The organism is Pseudomonas sp. LB1P83, from assembly GCF_054897885.1.
Map to the genome: position 1 here is coordinate 4,148,873 of NZ_CM142709.1, position 18,376 is coordinate 4,167,248.

Consider the following 18,376-nt stretch of genomic DNA (forward strand, 5'->3'; position numbering starts at 1 on the left):
AAAGGAATCAAACAATGACAACCCTGAAAAACTTTGTAGCCGTCGACTGGCGCGACGGGCTCGACCGCATTCATTTTTTCTTCAAGGACGACGAAACCTATTCTCGTTTCGATCTTGGGGACAACTGTGTCGGAGAGGGTTACCCCTGTAGTGTTTACGGTAACTGGGACGACTTTTCCCAGCATGCAAAAGACGTGCGATGTGGATTTACCACCTCGGGGCTTGATTGGGACGGGGCTGGTGGCGATCTTCTCGTGTTGTTCTACTACGAAGGCAAGACACCGATGGTGTGCAGGTACTCCCAGGGTAACGACTGTGTCGTTACCAAAACGCCTGTTTCACAATCCATATGGGCGCCGTTGAAACCTTACTTCGACAAGATTGTTGGTGTCATGTGGTTGGAGGAATCGGGGCGCAGGTTTGTTTTCTGGATACTGCTGAACGACGGCAACTATCTTAGTTATAACGCTTACACGCAAGAGCTGCACATCAAGCCCCTAAAAGGTTCCCACTGGGCACAGTTAGAAAAATACAAAGGCCGCATGATTACCGCTGTAAAGAACGATGCGCCACTGCTCGACACCTACTTTTATATCTTTCTGACCAACAATCAGTACCTGAGATATGACTGTGATGAGCGCGCAGTGACAGGCCCATTCAATGTCGACGAAACGACATGGCGGGGTCTGATTCCAAGCTGAACACTGACTTGTCTGTGAACCTGGCGCGGTTAATCATCGGTTAATCGCCGCCTCCCATTGTGCACCTCACTTGCACAGGGATAAGGCTTACCCATGCGTCGACTGTTTCTGTTTTTTGTTCTCTTGATCTCGGGTGTGGCCCAGGCAGGGACCAATCCGTTCGATACCAAACCTGAATTCCTGCCGGTGGAAAAGGCCTTTGTCTTCACCTCCGAGCGCCTTGAATCGGGCGAAACACAGCTCTATTGGCAGATTACCGATGGTTATTACCTTTATCAGAAACGCCTGAAATTCGAGGGTTTGCCCCCGGAGCAGCATCCGCCATTACCTGAAGGCGAATCGCACAGTGATGAGTTCTTCGGCGAGCAACAGGTTTATCGCCAAGGCCTGGAGCTGAAGATTCCGGCAGGTGCCACCGGTCAGATCAAGGTGGGCTTCCAGGGGTGTGCCGATGCCGGTTTGTGTTATCCGCCGCAAACCCAGGTCGTGGATCTGGGCGGCAGCGTCGCGGTCGCAGCAAACGAAGCACCGGACCAGGCCCTGGCCAGCGGCCTGCAACAACGGGCGCTGGGCTGGAGTTTGCTGGTGTTCTTCGGTCTTGGCCTGTTGCTGGCCTTCACCCCTTGCTCGTTGCCGATGCTGCCGATTCTGGCCGGGTTGATCGTCGGCAGTGGGGCCACGCCCAGACGCGGTTTTGCCCTGGCGACCAGTTACGTGGTGAGCATGGCGTTGGTGTATGCGGCGATGGGTGTGCTGGCCGCATTGCTCGGTGCAAACCTTCAGGCCCTGTTGCAGAACCCGTGGTTGCTGGGCAGCTTCGCGGCAATTTTTGTGCTGCTGGCGTTGCCGATGTTCGGTTTCTTCGAGCTGCAACTGCCGGTGGCCGTGCGTGATCGGCTGGAAAATGTCTCGCGCAACCAACGCGGCGGCAGCCTGATCGGTGCCGGTGTGCTGGGGGCCTTGTCAGGGTTGCTGGTCGGCCCGTGCATGACCGCGCCACTGGCCGGCGCCCTGCTCTACATCGCGCAAAGCGGCAATGCGCTGCATGGCGGCCTGATTCTGTTCACCATGGGGATCGGCATTGGTGTGCCACTGTTGTTGCTGGTGACCGTCGGCAATCGATTCCTGCCCAAACCCGGCGCCTGGATGAACCTGCTTAAAGGCGTGTTCGGTTTCCTGTTCCTTGCTACTGCGCTGCTGATGCTGCGCCCGGTGCTGGATCAATCGCTGTGGATCGGTTTGTGCGGTGCCTTGCTGCTGATTGCCGCCTACAGCGCCTGGAAACAGTCGGAAGGGTTCGGCCGGGTCGCTCACCTGTTCGGCGCCAGTTCGCTGTTGCTCGGGATTTGGGGTGGTCTGCTGATGATCGGCGCCGCCGGTGGCGGTGATGATTTGCTCAAACCGTTGCAGGTCTACAGTGCATCCGCTTCCGGCAATGCTGCTCGCCCGACCGGCCATGAGGCGTTCACTACCGTTAAAGACCCCGCCACGTTGCAACGGGAACTGGACGCCGCCCAGGCCCAGGGCCAATGGGTGCTGCTGGACTACTACGCCGACTGGTGTGTGTCGTGCAAGGTCATGGGAAAACAGGTCTTCGGCAAAGCCAATGTGATGGAAGCGCTGAGTGATGTGCGCTTGCTACGGCTGGACGTGACCGCCGACAATGCCGCCAGCCGCGAACTGCTCGGCCGTTATAAAGTGCCGGGGCCACCGAGTTTTCTGTGGATCGGGGCAGACGGCCAGGAGCGTCGCAGCCAGCGCATCACCGGCGAGGTCGATGCCGACACCTTCCTGCAACGCTGGACCACCACCCGAGACGCTCGTTAATGCTGACTTTTACCCTCGGCACCTTTGCCATCGCGCTTAACCATTTGCTGCTGATCAGTGCCTTGGCGCTGGCGACGTTTGTCGGCTGGCGGGTGGCCAAGCGCGGTGGCGAAAACCCCGAGTCGGTGCTGTTCGGCCTGTTTTTGCTGGGCATGTTGGCGGCGCGGGTCAGTTTTGTGATCGCCTATTGGGCGCACTATCGCAACGATCCGTGGCAGATCATCGACCTGCGCGATGGCGGCTTCCTCGCCTGGCCCGGGGTGATTGTGCTGCTACTCACCGCGCTATTTCGCGGTTGGCGTCGACCGGGTTTGCGCCGCCCGCTGGGCTTTGGCGTGGCCAGCGGTCTGGTGTTCTGGCTGCTGGCGACCTTCTCCCTGAGTATTTACGAACAAGGCACGCGCCTGCCGGAGATCGCCCTGCGTAATGCCGCCGGCGAAACCGTGCAACTGGCGGACTACAAGGGTGGGCCGTTGGTCATCAATCTCTGGGCCACCTGGTGCCCGCCGTGCCGTCGGGAGATGCCGGTGCTGGAAAACGCCCAGCAACAGCGCCCGGACCTGACCTTCCTGTTCGTCAATCAGGCCGAAAGCATGCAAAGCGTCAGCACCTTCCTCGAAACCCAGGGCCTGAGCCTGACCAACGTGCTGTTCGACGGCAGTGGTCGATTGGGTCAGGCCGTGGGTTCCATGGCATTGCCGACTACGCTGTTCTATAGCCCTGACGGTCGATTGCTGGGCAGCCATTTGGGCGAACTCTCGGACGCCAGCCTGGCCCGCGCCCTGGAAAACTTCGACACACCTTCTCCTGCCGTACCGGCCACCTCTTCAAGGAAACTGCCATGCCCCGCCTCCGCCACCTGCTGACGCTGACCCTGGGTGCAGCGTTGCTGCACCTGCCGTCGGTGCAGGCCGCCGAAGAATTGCCTGAGGCGATCAAGAAAATCGAAGCCAAGGGCGCAAAAATCGTCGGTCAGTTCGACGCACCCGACGGTCTGCGCGGTTATGCCGCGCAATACCAGAGCCGCGGCATGGCGCTGTACCTGACTCCGGACGGCAAGCACGTGTTGCTCGGTAATTTGTACGACGCCGACGGCAATGACCTGAGCAGCGCGCCATTGCAGAAACTGGTTTATGCACCGATGGCCAAGGAAGTCTGGGGCAAGATGGAGGCCAGCAACTGGATCGGTGACGGCAAAAAGGATGCGCCGCGCGTCGTCTATCTGTTCAGCGATCCGAACTGCCCTTACTGCAACATGTTCTGGGAGCAGGCGCGGCCATGGGTCAAGGCTGGCAAAGTGCAGTTGCGGCACATCATGGTCGGGATCATTCGCGAAGACAGCCCGGGCAAATCCGCCGCGCTGCTGGCCGCCAAGGACCCGAGCAAGGCGCTGGAAGATCACGAAAAGTCAGGCAAGAGCAGCTCGCTGAAGGCCTTGAAGGACGTGCCGCCGGCAATTCAGGCGAAACTGGCGGCGAACATGCAGCTGATGGAAGACCTGGAGCTGCAGGCCACCCCGGCGATTTTCTACATGGACGACAAGGGCGAGCTGCAACAGCAGCAGGGCGCGCCTTCGCCGGACAAGTTGGTGAAGATTCTCGGGCCTAAGTGACCTCTCCGGCCCCTTCGCGGGCAAGCCTCGCCCTACAGGATATGCGACCACCTGTGAGCGAGGCTTGCCCGCGAAGGCGTCCGAAAGATCGACTAATTTCTTTCAGCCAGAAACTTCAACAACGCCTCGGTCACAAACTGCGGATTCTCCAGATTGGAGATATGCCCCGCCTCCGGCACCAGCACATAGGGGCAACCGATCAACTCCGCCATTTCCCTGGTTTCCGACGGTGGCCGCGGTTTGTCCTGATCGCCGCACATCACCAGCGTGGTTTCAGGATTCAGCTCGCCCAGACGTGGCAACAGATCATTCCGACCAAACGTAATCCGCCCCATCGGCACAATGCTTTGACGCAGACGTTCGGACGGCAACGCTGCCAGTTTGGCGCGGAAATCCTGATACAGCGCCGACTGTGGATCGATCCCCGGACGGAAGAAAATCGGCACGACGATGTCGAGCAACTGCGGTGAGATCACTCCGGTATCTTCGATCTGCTTGAACAGCGAGAAATAGTACTGGCGAGTCGGTTCCGGCTCGACGCCGACGTAGGTGTCCATCAGCACCAGGCCGTTGATCCGCTGTGGCGCCGACAGCGCCAGTCGAACGCCCCACATGCCGCCCACCGACAGACCGACCAGCGTGACACGATCAACGTCCAGATGATCGAGCAGCGCCAAGGCCTGGCGGGCGATGTCATCCAGCGATTGCGTACCTTCGGGAAGTGGCCCGGATTCACCGTGGCCCCACAGGTCCAGGGCTATGACCCGGTGGTGTTGCGACAACGCAGCAATCTGCGGCGCCCACATGGCCTGGTCCCACAGGTAGCTGCCGGCCAGCAGCACTGCCGGGCCGGTGCCTTGGTCGATGTAGTGAAGGGCTTGTCCGTCAATCGTTACGAAGGGCATTGACTGTCTCCTTTGTGAAGGGAATTCAACAAAAAAAGCAGAGGCAGCCTGAGCCGGTCCGAAGCGGCAGTCAACGCGCAAATTTCAATGACGCCTTCGCGGGCAAGTCGGATCGCCGCACCGCTCGCTCCTACAAGGATTCGCGATCACCTGTAGGAGCGAGGCTTGCCCGCGAAGGGGCCCGCACAGACGCTAAAGGATCAAAGCCCCTCCAGTTCCGCCATCAGGTCATTCAGGCGATCCACCTTCTCCTCGGTGATGTCGCTCGCCGCCAACCCATCAATGTACTCGGCCAACTCCGCCACCGTGCTGCACTCGAACATCGCCCGCAACGGCACATCGCGCTGCAGGGTTTTCTGCACCCGTGAAGCAATCTGCGTCGCCAGCAACGAATGACCGCCCAGCTCGAAGAAGTTGTCGCGAACGCCCACCTGTTCGACCTTTAGCACCTCAGCCCAGATATCCGCCAGGGTCTGCTCCAGCTCATTGCGCGGCGCCTGATAGTCCTGGCTCTGCAGCTGCCCGATCTCCAGCGCCGGCAGCGCCTTGCGATCGAGTTTGCCGTTGGCATTGAGCGGCATCCGGTCCAGCCACAGCCAGTGCAGCGGCACCATGTACTCCGGCAGTTCGGTGCGCAGGCGTTGCTTGATGCGCTCCAGACGTTCGGTTGGGTTCAGCGCCGAGTCAGCTGCCACCAGGTAGCCGACCAGATGCTTGCCGTTCACGCCTTCTTGCACGCCGACCGCCGCATCGCGGACTTCCGGTTGCTCATGCAGACGCGCTTCGATTTCACCCAGTTCAATGCGGTAGCCGCGGATCTTCACTTGATAGTCGATACGCCCGACGTATTCGAGCACACCGTCACTGCGCCGACGGGCCAGGTCGCCGGTGCGATACAGACGATCCCCCGGCGCACCGAACGGGTTCGGTACAAACACCTGCGCCGTGCGCAAAGGATCGCTGACATAACCGCGCCCGACCCCGGTGCCGGCCACGCACAACTCACCCACCGCACCCAACGGCACCAGTTCCAGCGCGCCATCGAGCAGGTACAAACGGTTGTTGTCGGTCGGCGTACCGATCGGCAGGTAGCTGCCACGGGTCGAGGCCATGTCCACGCGGAAGAACGCCACGTCGTCCGAGCATTCCGCCGGGCCATAGGCATTCACTAGCCCGATGTCCGGGTAACGCAGCAGCCATTGATGCGCCAGCTCCGGTGGCATTGCTTCACCGGTCGGCAACATCCAGCGCAGGCCATCGAGGCTCATGCGTTCCTGGGCGAGCATGCCCTGAATCAGCGACGGCACGCTTTCCAGCACGGTAATGCCCTGGGCCGACACATGCGCCAGCAACCCTTGCGGATCATGGGCAATGGTGTTCGGCACGATGTCCACCCGCGCCCCGAACAGCGGTGCAGCGAGGAACTGCCAGACCGAAATGTCGAAGCTTTGCGAAGCGGTCTGGGCGATCACGTCGGCATCGCTCAAATTCAGGTACGGCACTTTACTCAACTGGTTGTTGAGCATGCCGCGTTGCTCGACCATCACGCCTTTCGGCAAACCGGTGGAACCCGAGGTGTAGATCACGTACGCGAGGTTGTCCGGGCCACTGTAAATACCCGGGTTCGCCACCGATACATCGCTCGCCTGCACCTCTTCCCAGACCAGCAACTTCGGCCGATTGGCGCAACCAAACTCTTCCAGCAGTGCGATGGCTTGCTCGCGGCAGGCCTGCGTGCAGACCAGCAACGGTGTGCGGCTCAGGTCGATGATCCGGCTCAGGCGCTGACTCGGCAGCCCCGGATCCAGCGGCAGATAACCCGCGCCGGCCTTGAAGCTGCCGATGATCATGCCGAGCAAATCGAGGTTACGTTCAGCCAGCAACGCCACCGGTTGATCCAGCCCGACCCCGGCTGCGATCAATGCATGACCGAGACGGTTGCTGCGCTGGTTCAGCTCGACATAGCTGTGTTGCTGATCCAGGCAACTCGCGGCAATCCGCTGCGGATGTTCAGCGACCTGCGCTTCGAACAACGCGACATAGCTCTGTTCCAGCGGGTAATCGTGCTCGCTCTGGTTGCAGCCATGGATCAGGAAATCCTGTTCCTCGGTGCCCAGCAGCGGCAGCTCGACCATGTCGCCATGGAAACCGTCGACCAGCGCCAGCAGCAAACGCTTGAACTCACCGAGCATGCGTTCGACGGTCGATTCATCGAAATAACGCTGGTCGTAAGACAGGTGCAGCCCCAGGTCATCGCCCGGATAGCAGACCGCCGTCAGCGGGAAGTTGGTGTGGGTACGGCCCGAATCCGACGTGGCATTGAGGCTCTGCGCACGGTCTAGCACCGAGACTTCCACCGGCGCGTTTTCGAACACAAACAGGCTGTCGAACAGCGGCTGGCCCTTGGGCAGTTCGCTGTTTTCCTGGAGGCTCACCAGCGGCAGGTATTCGTACTCACGCAGTTGCATGTTGCTGTCGAGCAGACCGCTCAGCCACTGGCGCACGCTGACACGCTGGTCGTCATCGGGCATCTTCACCCGCAGCGCAATGCTGTTGATGAACAGCCCGACGGTGCGTTGCATTTCCGGCATTTCCACCGGACGCCCGGCCACCGTGACACCGAACAACACGTCGCGATCACCGCTCAATCGCCGCAGCACCAGTGCCCACGCCGCTTGAGCGAAGGTGTTGATGGTCAGCTGATGCGCTTGCGCCAGTTCGCGCAGTTGCGCACCGTCACGGGCATCGAGACGGGTGTAGCGGTCGCCAACAATCATGCCGCCGCTTTCACCGGCATGTTCACGCAGGAACGGTCGGTCGCTCGGGATCGGCGTGGTCCGCTCGAAGCCTTGCAGGTTAGTTTTCCACCACTGCCGCGCCTCGGCCAGGCTCTGGCGTTGCAGCCAGCCGATGTAGTCGCGATAACGCGGCGGCACCGCCAGTTGCGCCTCCCGGCCTTCGCCGAGGGCGGTGTAGATCTCGAAGAAATCGTTCATCAACAACGAGCGGCACCAGGCATCGATGAGGATGTGGTGGTTGCTCATCATGAACCAGTAGCGCGCCGCGCCGACTTTGATCAGGCGCAGGTGGAACGGTGCCTGGTTGAGCAGATCGAACCCGGCTTCGCGCTCGCTTTTGAGCAGCGTTTGCAGCTTCGGTTCTTGCTCGGCTTCGGCAATCTCAGTCCAGTCGAGGACTTCGATCGGCGTGCTGCCGGGTTTGTGGATCACTTGCAGCATGTCTTCGCCAACGTTCCAACAGAACGATGCACGCAGAGCTTCATGGCGGGCAATCACCGCTTGCCAGGCCTGGGCGAAACGCTGCGGATCGAGTTCGCTGTTGATGCGGTAGCGATCCTGCATGTAGTAGAGACCGGTGCCCGGTTCCAGCAAGGTGTGCAGCAGCATGCCTTCCTGCATCGGGGTCAGCGGGTAGACGTCTTCGATGACCGCAGCCGGAATCGGCAGCGCATCCAGTTGTGGCTGAGTCAGTCTGGCCAGCGGGAAATCGGACGGCGTCAGGCCGCCGGCATCGTCCTGCAAGCAATGCTCGATCAGGCTTTGCAGTTCGCCCAAGTAAGCATTCGCCAGGGCAGTGATGGCTTGCGGATCGTGACGCTCGGCGCTGAACGTCCAGCGCAGCACCAGTTCACCGCCATAAACCTGGCTGTCGACGCTCAGCTCATTGGGCAGCGGCGCGTGCGCATCGTGGGCCGCGCCGACGGGCTCGTCCAGTGGACGGAACAACGCGTCCGCACCGAAGCTCTGGTCGAACTGACCGAGGTAGTTGAAGGTGATCGGCGCCACCGGCAACGCGGCCAGGGTCTGGCGACTCAGATCATCGGCCAGATAACGCAGCACGCCATAACCCAGGCCTTTGTGCGGCACGGCGCGCAGTTGTTCCTTGATCGCCTTGATCGAGGCGCCCTGCCCGTTCGCCGGTACGAGGCGCAGCGGATAAGCGCTGGTGAACCAGCCGACGGTGCGGGTCAGGTCGATCTCGTCGAACAGGGTTTCGCGGCCATGGCCTTCGAGTTGAATCAGCGCCGATTCCTGTCCGCTCCAATTGCACAGCACCCGGGCCAACGCTGTCAGCAGCAAGTCGTTGACCTGGGTGCGATAGGCGCTCGGGGCCTGTTGCAGCAATTGGCGAGTACGCTCGGCATCCAACCGCACGCTGACGGTTTGCCCATGACGATTCTGCCGTCCGCCCTCAGGACGATCACATGGCAAATCGGCGCTCGGCCCGGCCAGTTGCGACTGCCACCAGCTCAGTTCTTCGCGCAGGGATTCGCTACCGGCATAGGCCTGCAAGCGTGCGCCCCAATCCTTGAACGCACTGGTTTTCGCCGGCAGTTTGACCGACTGCTGCGCGTCGAGCTGACGGTAGACCGTTTGCAGATCGTCCAGCAAAACACGCCACGAAACACCGTCCACCACCAAGTGGTGAATGGCGATAAACAACCGTTGTTGGCCTTCAGGACCATCGACCAGCAGCACTCGCATCAGCGGCCCGTGTTCGAGGTCGAGGCTGCGCTGGGCATCGGCGAACAGTGCGGTGCATTTGTCCATGGACGAAACACGCACTTGCCACAGCACCGGCACGTCGGAAATTGCTTGGTGTTCAGCGCGCCATTGAGCGCCGGTTTGGGTGAAGCGCAGACGCAAAGCATCGTGCTGTTCGATCACCGCCAGCAGCGCTTGCTCCAGGCGATGGGGTTCCAGCGTTACGGCCGGTTCCAGCAGCAGTGCCTGGTTCCAGTGTTGGCGCTCGGGAATTTCCGTATCGAAGAACCAGTGCTGGATCGGCGTCAAACGTGATTCGCCGGTGAGCAAACCCTGCTCGGCGGTGACCTGCTCGGTGCGGGTCGCCACGGCGGCGAGGGTCTGCACGGTCTGGTGCTGGAACAGGTCACGCGGACTGAAATGAATGCCTTTCTGCCGCGCACGGCTGACCACCTGGATCGACAAAATCGAATCGCCACCCAGTTCGAAGAAGTTGTCGTTGAGGCCCACTTGCTCAACGTTCAGGACTTCGCACCAGATGCCGGCCAAGGTCAATTCCAGTTCGTTGCTCGGCGCCACGTAGTGCTGACGGTTCAGTTCCGGGTCCGGCGCCGGCAATGCGCGGCGGTCGAGTTTGCCGTTGGCGGTCAGCGGCATGCTGGCCAACAGGATCAGGTGCGTCGGCACCATGTAATCCGGCAACTGCGATTTGAGGTGAGTCTTCAGCGCTTCGCGCAGTGCCGCTTGTTGCGTGTCGTCCTGCTCGGCGACGTCGGTCACAAGATAGCCGACCAGTTGTTTGCCACTCGGTGCGTCGAGGGCCAGCACCACGGCTTCGCGGATCGACGCATGCTCCAGCAGACGGGTTTCGATTTCGCCCAACTCGATGCGGAAACCACGAATCTTCACTTGATGGTCGATGCGCCCGAGGTATTCAACTAGACCATCGGCACGCTGACGCACCAGGTCGCCGGTGCGGTACAGACGCCCGCCATCGGCGGCAAACGGATCAGCCACAAACCGCTCGGCGGTCATGCCCGGACGCTGGTGATAACCCTGCGCCAGACCGGCACCGCCGACGTACAACTCGCCGGTCGCGCCTTGCGGCACCAGGGCCAGGTCCGCGTCGAGGATGTACGCCACCCGCGCACCGATCACGCTGCCGATCGGCACGCTGCCCAAGCCTTCTTCCAGTTGTTCAGGTGCCAGACTCGCCAGCGGCATGACCACGGTTTCGGTCGGGCCATAGGCGTTGAAAAACAGGCTCGGTTTGAACGCCGCGCGAATTCGCGCCAGGTGTTCGCCGGTCAGGGCTTCGCCGCCGGTGATGCACATGCGCACCGGCAGGGTTTCGCCCTGGGTCGCCAGCCACTGCGCCAACTGGCTGCCGTAGCTTGGGGTGAAACCGAGGATGTTGATGTGGTGGCGACGGATCAGGCCACTGATTTCTTCCGCATCCCACTGGCCCTGCGCGCGCAACACAACTTGTGCGCCACTCAACAGCGGCACCAGCAAACGCTCGGTCGCAGCATCGAAGTTGATTGAATAGAAATGCAGTTCGCAATCGTCCGGGCGCATGCCGAAACGCTCGATCACGGCGCGGCAATGCATGGCGATTTCGCCGTGGGACACCACCACGCCTTTCGGCTTGCCGGTGGAGCCCGAGGTGTAAATCAGGTACGCCTGATGTTGCGGCAGGCTGATAAACGGCAGCTCGGTGGCCGGGTAATTGGCCAACTCGGCGGCGTCCTCTTCGAGGCACCAGCGAGCGACGTTGGCCGGCAACTCACCGAGTGCGTCGAACATGGCCGCATCGCTGAGCAGCAGACCGATGCCGCTGTCTTCGATCATGTAATGCAGGCGATCGAGCGGGTATTCCGGGTCCAGCGGCACATAAGCGCCGCCGGCCTTGAGGATCGCCAGCAGGCCGATGACCATTTCCAATGAACGTTCAAGCGCCAGGCCGACGCGAACCTGCGGGCCGACACCACGCTCGCGCAGCATCCAGGCCAGGCGATTGGCGCGGCTGTCGAGTTCGGCGTAGCTCAGGGTTTCACCGGCAAACGTCAGCGCCGGAGCGTCCTTGCGCGCCAGTGCCTGCTCGCTGAACAGGTGATGAATGCACTGGTCGAGGCGATGTTCGCCCGGTTCGACGCCAAGGCTGTCCAGCAGCTTTTGCTGTTCCTTGGCTTCCAGCAACGGCAGTTCACTGAGGCGCTGTTGCGGATCGCTCAGCAGCGCTTCCAGCAGATTGCGCCAGTGCCCGGCCATGCGCGCAATGCGTGGTTCATCGAACAAATCGGTGCTGTAGGTCAGGCAGCAACCCAATCGGTGATCGAGGTCGGTGACTTCCAGGTTGAGGTCGAACTTGGTCGCCCGGGCATCGTTGGCCAGGTACTCGACGGTCATGCCGGCCAGGGTTCGGCTCTGCTGGAACTCCCAGCGCTGCACGTTGCACATCACCTGGAACAGCGGGTTGTACGCGGCGCTGCGCGGTGGCTGCAACGCCTCAACCAGGTGATCGAACGGCAGGTCTTGGTGGGACTGACCTTCGATCACCGTGTGGCGCACTTGCTCGAACAATTCCCCCACGGACATCTGCCCGTCGAGCTGGCAACGCAGCACTTGAGTGTTGAGGAACGCACCGATCAGCCCTTCGCTTTCCGGGCGAATCCGGTTGGCGACCGGCGCGCCGATGCGCAGGTCGGTCTGGCCGCTGTAGCGGTAAAGCAGCACGGCCAGCGCGGCGGTCATGGTCATGAACAGGGTCAGGCCTTTTTGCGCGTTGAAGGCGCGGACCCGTGCGGCGAGGTCATCGCTCAGGTCGAAACGGAACAGTTCGCCCTGATGACTTTGCACCGGAGGACGCGGACGGTCGGCGGGCAATTCCAGCAGCGGATGCTCGCGGCCCAGTTGCGCGGTCCAGTAGTCGAGCTGGCGTTGACGTTCGCCAGACTCCAGCCACTGGCGCTGCCAGACGCTGTAATCCAGGTACTGCACCGGCAGCGGTGCCAACGGAGAGTCGCGGTCATCGACGAACGCTTCGTAAAGCGCGCTCAATTCACGGGCGAAAATGTCCATCGCCCAGCCTTCGGTGACGATGTGGTGCAGGGTCAGCACCAGGTAATGTTCGTGCCCGGCGGTCTTGACAAGGCAGGCGCGCAGCAGCGGACCGGTTTCCAGATCGAACGGTTTATGCGCCTCGTCGTCAGCCAGTTGTTGCACGCGCTGCTCACGACTGTCGGCGTCCAGCGCCGAGAAATCTTTCCAGTCCATGCGCATGCCGGTTTCGGCATGCACCCGTTGCTGGGCCACACCATCGATGCTCGGGAACGTGGTGCGCAGGGTTTCGTGACGCAGGATCAGCGCTTGCAACGCCGCTTCGAAACGCCCGACATCGAGTACCCCGCGCAAGCGCGCCATACCGCCGACGTTGTAGGCCGGGCTGTCTGGTTCCATCTGCCAGAGGAACCACATGCGCTGCTGGGAATAGGACAGCGGTACCGGTTGGCTGCGGTCGACTTTCTCGATCGGCGGTTGCTGGTTGGTTTTGCCGCTGGCCTGGATCAATTGCACCTGTTCGGCGAAGGCGCCCAGTTCGCTGTTTTCGAACAGCGCTCGCAGCGGCAATTCGACGTCGCAGGCTTGACGGGTACGGGAAATGATTTGCGTGGCCAGCAACGAATGACCGCCGAGGGCGAAGAAATCATCGCGCAGGCCGATCTGCGCAAGGCCCAGCACTTCGCGCCAGATGCCGGCGATTTGTTGCTCCAGCGCGGTCACGGGTTCGACGTGTTCGCGCACTTGCCACTGTGGTTCGGGCAAGGCACGACGGTCGAGTTTGCCGCTCGGGCTCAGGGGCATTTCCTCCAGACGCATCAGCTGCGCCGGGACCATGTATTCCGGCAGTTCAGCCGCCAGTGCGATTTTAAGCCGCGCAATTTGCGCGTCTTCGGTTTCGGTTGAGTCGGTGGCGGTGTAGTAACCGATCAACTGGGCGCCAGCGGCAGTTTCGTGCACCAGCACCACGGCTTGGGCGACGCCGTCCTGGGCTAGCAGACGCGCTTCGATTTCTTCCGGTTCTACGCGGAAGCCGCGCAACTTGACCTGCTGATCTAGGCGACCTAGGTATTCGATCACGCCGTCAGCGGTCCAGCGCGCACGGTCGCCCGTGCGGTACAGACGCGCGCCCTGCTCGCCCAGTGGATCGACGACAAAGCGTTCGGCAGTCAGGGACGGACGACCGAGGTAACCCCGAGCCAGGCCAATACCGCTGATGCACAGTTCACCCGGCACACCGGCTGGCACCGGATTGAGGTCGCTGTCGAGCACACGGCAGACCACGTTGCCCAACGGACGGCCAATCGGCGAGCGCTCGCCATCGGCAGAGGTGCAGTGCCAATGGGTGACGTTGATCGCGGTTTCAGTTGGGCCGTAGCGGTTGTGCAGTTGTACGGCAGGCAGCTGTTCCAGAACGCGGTTGCGCAGCTCGGCGGGCAAGGCCTCGCCACCGGAGAACACCCGGCGCAGGCTGGTGCATTCGGCCGTCAGCGGCTCATCGATGAACAACGAAAGCAGCGGCGGTACGAAGTGCAGCGTGGTCACGCCGTATTGCTGAACCAGCTGCGCGATGCGATGCGGATCGCGGTGCTCGCCGGGGCCGGCGATCAGCAAGCGTGCGCCAGTGATCAGCGGCCAGAAGCACTCCCACACCGACACGTCGAAACTGATCGGGGCTTTTTGCATCAACACGTCGGTGTCGTTCAAGCGATAGGTGTTCTGCATCCATTGCAGCCGCTCGGCGAGGGCCGCGTGGGTGTTGCCGACGCCCTTCGGTTGACCGGTGGAACCCGAGGTGTAAATCACGTAGGCCAGGTTGTCGCCGTGCAAATGCAGGCCCGGCGCCTGGCTCGGCCAGTTCTCCAGATGCAGCGCATCCATGGCGATCACGCTGACGCCGTCGGTTACCGGCAAGCGATCCAGCAATTGGGTTTGGGTCAGCAGCAATTCGACGCCGCTGTCGCTGAGCATGTAGGCCAGGCGCTCGGACGGGTAATCCGGGTCCAGCGGCACGTAGGCACCACCGGCCTTGATGATCGCCAGCAGGCCGATCAGCAACAGCGGCGAACGCTCGGCGGCGATGGCCACGCAAACGTCCGGGCCGACGCCTTTGTCGCGCAGGTAATGGGCCAGTCGGTTGGCCTGGGTGTGCAGTTCGGCGAAATTGAGGCTGCCGCCGTCCCACATCAACGCGGTGCGTTCCGGGGTCAGGCGCGCTTGTTCGTTGAGCAGTTCCGGCAGCCATTGGCTGGCCGGCGTGCACGGTGCGACGCTCCAGGAGGTGTGTTGGCCGTGTTCGCTTGGGGTCAGCAGTTGCAGGTCGCCGATGGTGGTAGTCGGTTGTTCGCAAATGGCCCGCAGCAGGTTGCTGAAGTGTTCGGCAAGACGCTCTATGGTCGTCGCGTCGAACCGTTCACTGGCGTAGTCGAAGGACAGGCTGAGGCGGCCTTTCTGGTCTTCTTCGCTGTGCAATTGCAGGTCGAACTTGGCGTCGCGGCTGTGCCACGGCAGTTCTTCGGCGAGCAATCCAGGCAGTCGGCGTAGTGCGCTCAAATCCCGTTGCTGGTGGTTGAACATCACCTGGAACAGGCCTTGCTCGCGCGCCTGCGGGAACGCTTCCAGCAGTTGCTCGAACGGCAGGTCCTGATGCGCTTGTGCGCCGAGCGCGGCCCGACGGGTTTGCGCCAATAGCTCAACGAATGGCAGACGCGAATCCACCTCGGCGCGCAGCACTTGGGTGTTGATGAAGAAGCCGATCAGCCCTTGGGTTTCCAGGCGCGGGCGGTTGGCATTCGGCACGCCGATGCGGATGTCGCGCTGGCCGCTGTAGCGGTGCAACAAGCTCTGAAACGCGGCGAGCAACAGCATGAACGGCGTCGATTCATGCGCCTGGGCGGTCTGGCGAATGGCGTCGCTCAAGGTCGCGTCCAGCTTTATGGAATGACGAGCAGCGCTGTGAATGTGCTGGGCCGAGCGTGGATGATCGATGGCCAGATTCAGGGTTGGATGCTCTTCACCCAACTGCGCTTTCCAGTACGCCAGTTGGCGTTCGCCCTCGCCTTGCGCCAGCCATTGGCGCTGCCAGCTGCCGTAGTCGGCGTAGTGCGTGGGCAATGCCGGCAGCGTCGCGGTTTGTCCTTGGGACGCGGCGGCGTACACACGCGAGAACTCGTCGATCAGCACATTCAGCGACCAGCCATCGGCGATGATGTGGTGCATTGTCACCAACAGCTGATGGTCCTCACCGTCGAGGCGTACCAGCGTCACCCACAGCAGCGGGCCTTTCTCCAGATCGAACTGGGTACGCGCTTCGTCTTCGCGAATTTGCAGCGCGCGGGCTTCACGCTCGGCGGCGGGCAGGTCGCTGATGTCGATCAATTGCAGGTTGAATTCGCTCGCCGCATCGACCTGTTGCAGTGCCACGCCGTCACGTTCGAAGAACCGCGTACGCAGGGATTCATGACGTTCGATCAATTGCTGGAAGCTGGCGCGCAAGGCGTCTTCATCCAGCTCGCCGCGCAGGCGCAAGGCGCCTGGGATGTTGTAGGCGCTGCTCTGCGGGTCGAGCTGCCAGGTGATCCAGAGACGGTTTTGCGCCAGGGATTGCGGCATCGGTTCGTTGCGCGACAGCGCGGTGATCGCACCTTGGGCCAGGCCGCCGTCCTGTTGCAACTGAGCGACAGCGGCGGTGAACGCGCCAAGGGTTGGCGCTTCGAACAGCAGGCGCAGATTCAGCTCCAGACCGAGTGCTTCACGCAGACGCGCAACCACTTGCGTGGCGGCAATGGAGTTGCCACCGAGCAGGAAGAAGTGATCGTCAGCGTTGATCTGTTTGACCTGCAATTGCTCGCACCAGATCTGGCCGATCAGGGTTTGCAGTTCGGAACTTGATTGGGCTTTGGATTCGTCCTGAACGTGCGCCGACGGGAACACTGCGTAGCTGTCGAGGCTACCGTCCGCCAGACGATTGCGGCAGGCCGAACGTTGCAGTTTGCCGCTGGAGGTCTTGGGCAACGCGCCCGGGTTGAGCAACACCACCACGCTCGGCGCTTCCTGATACGCCTCGGCCACGGCTTGGCGAATGGCTTTGATCAGGGCGTCGGGCGGGAGGATTTTCTGCACGCTGCGGCTGATTTCCGCGGCGATGCCGATGCCTTCCTGACCGTCGATGTTGACGGCGAAAGCGGCGACGCGACCTTTGCGCACCACCTCCACTTCGCGCTCGACGGTCTGCTCGATGTCCTGCGGGTACAGGTTGTGACCGCGCACGATCAGCATGTCTTTCAGGCGCCCGGTGATGAACAGTTCACCGTCACGCATAAAGCCCAGGTCACCGGTGCGCAGCCAGGTCCGGTCGTTGTGCTGAACGAAGGTTTTGGCGCTGGCCTCGGGGTTGCGCCAGTAGCCATGGGCGATGCTCGGTCCGGCGGCCCAGACTTCGCCGACCGCGTTGTCGGCGAGTTCATTGAGGGCGACCGGGTCGACAATCAGCACCGCGTGATCCGGCTGACTGATGCCGCAACTCATGATCGCGCTGCCTTCACCTGCTTCTGCCCGGTTCTGTGCCAAAGCCTGATCGTCCACGCGCAGGTTGCCGATGCCTTGACCGCGCGGGGTTCCGGCGACGAACAAGGTGGCTTCGGCCAACCCGTAAGACGCCATAAAACTGTCCGTGGTGAACCCGCACGCCGCGAACTTCTCGCCGAAGCGATCGAGGGTGTCGAGACGAATCGGTTCGGAGCCGGAATACGCCACGCGCCAACCGCTCAGGTCGAGGCGCTCCAGCGCCGATTCGCTGACGCGCTCACTGCACAGGCGATAGGCGAAATCCGGTCCGCCGCTGATGGTGCCGCCGTATTCGCTGATTGCTTCCAGCCAGCGCAACGGCCGACCAAGGAAATAGGCCGGCGACATCAACACGCACGGCACGCCGCTGAAAATCGGCTGCAACAGACCGCCGATCAGGCCCATGTCGTGGTACAGCGGCAGCCAGCTGACGATCACATCATCCGGGTTCAGGTCGATGCCGAAACCATGACGGATCAGCAGTTCGTTGGCCACCAGGTTGCCGTGGCTGACTTGCACACCTTTGGGCAACGCAGTGGAACCGGAGGTGTATTGCAGGAAAGCGATGTGGTCATCTGCCAGGTTCGGCTCGATCCAGCGGTCGGCCAAGGCATCTTCGAGAGTGTCGATGCACAGCAGCGGCGGCGCACCTTCAATTTGTTGCAAGGCATCGCGCAGACCGGCGCTGGTCAGCAACAGGCGCGGCTCGGCATCGTTGATGATCGACAGCAGACGTTCCTGGTGATGACGCTTAGCCGACTCCGGCGGATAAGCCGGCACCGCGATCACACCGGCATACAGGCAGCCAAAAAACGCCGCGACGTAATCCGGGCCACTGGGAAAAAGCAGTACGGCGCGATCGCCGAATTCAGCCTCGGCCTGCAACGCACCGGCAATGGTTCGCGCCCGCTGATCCAGCTCGCGATAACTGAGGACCACAGCCTGATCCGGGGTTTCGGCGAGAAACCGCAAGGCCACCCGATCCGGCGTCAGGGCCGCGCGGCGCTGGAGGGCTTGGACCAGATTGCTTGGGAGTTCGAACGCGTCGGTCATGAGGTTTCCTGCCTGAATTCGGCTTGCAAATGGAATCGATTTTCTAAACTCACGCCCACTGGAGGGCGTGCAGGACGCGGTCTTCGCCGACTGCGCAAGGCATTGGGAATGCTGTTTTGGCCGGGATTTACCCTGCACCTTTCACCA

The 18,376-nt window shown here is 61.8% G+C and carries 6 protein-coding genes; 4 read left to right on the top strand and 2 right to left on the bottom strand.

The features are described 5' to 3' along the window. Positions 1-14 precede the first annotated feature (14 nt). The 4 genes from ACYZTY_RS19025 (at position 15) to dsbG (ending at position 4,140) form a co-directional block, all read left to right on the top strand. Positions 15-701 carry a hypothetical protein gene (locus ACYZTY_RS19025; RefSeq protein ID WP_461955011.1) on the top strand — a complete coding sequence of 229 codons (687 nt, stop codon included), beginning with the start codon at positions 15-17 and terminating at the stop codon, positions 699-701. A 93-nt stretch (positions 702-794) separates the two neighbouring features. Next, complete coding sequence (gene dsbD / locus ACYZTY_RS19030) at positions 795-2,528, top strand: protein-disulfide reductase DsbD (RefSeq protein WP_461955012.1); 1,734 nt, start codon at positions 795-797, stop codon at positions 2,526-2,528. Continuing rightward, positions 2,528-3,394 (top strand): TlpA family protein disulfide reductase, encoded by an 867-nt coding sequence (locus tag ACYZTY_RS19035; RefSeq protein ID WP_461955013.1) that lies wholly within the window; start codon positions 2,528-2,530, stop codon positions 3,392-3,394. The genes dsbD and ACYZTY_RS19035 overlap by 1 nt, the downstream gene beginning before the upstream one ends. After that, entirely contained in the window at positions 3,370-4,140 is a 771-nt protein-coding gene (gene dsbG, locus ACYZTY_RS19040) for a thiol:disulfide interchange protein DsbG (RefSeq protein ID WP_131060089.1), read from the top strand. The genes ACYZTY_RS19035 and dsbG overlap by 25 nt, the downstream gene beginning before the upstream one ends. 92 nt (positions 4,141-4,232) lie before the next feature. On the opposite strand, the gene ACYZTY_RS19045 is transcribed toward dsbG, so the two are convergent. Both ACYZTY_RS19045 and ACYZTY_RS19050 read right to left on the bottom strand, forming a co-directional pair. After that, entirely contained in the window at positions 4,233-5,045 is an 813-nt protein-coding gene (locus ACYZTY_RS19045) for an alpha/beta fold hydrolase (protein WP_461955014.1), read from the bottom strand. Positions 5,046-5,245: 200 nt separating this feature from the next. Beyond that, complete coding sequence (locus ACYZTY_RS19050) at positions 5,246-18,229, bottom strand: non-ribosomal peptide synthetase (protein WP_461955015.1); 12,984 nt, start codon at positions 18,227-18,229, stop codon at positions 5,246-5,248. Between the last annotated feature and the right edge of the window lie 147 nt (positions 18,230-18,376).